This window comes from Burkholderia sp. MR1-5-21 (assembly GCF_053427715.1).
On sequence record NZ_JBSAXD010000191.1, the window covers coordinates 1 to 201 of the forward strand.

General features: G+C 70.1%; 1 protein-coding gene. It reads right to left on the reverse strand.

What is annotated here, in order from left to right; translation table 11 throughout:
• A partial coding sequence (locus ACV229_RS41025; RefSeq protein ID WP_448088720.1) for an acyl-CoA dehydrogenase C-terminal domain-containing protein occupies positions 1-201 on the reverse strand: 201 nt, incomplete at both ends.

Here is a 201-nt window from a genome sequence, read left to right on the forward strand (position 1 = left end):
ATCGTAGAACGCCGGATCGCTCGCGCGGTTCGCATGCGCCGCCACCAGCGCGCGCGCCATCTGCCACCCGCACAGCACCACGCCCGCCAGCTTCAGGTACGGTACGCTGCCGACGAACACCGCGTTCGGGTCGCGCTTCGTGTTCTCGACCACGTAATCGACCGCCGCCGACAACGCACGCGCGCCCTGCTCCAGCTGCGC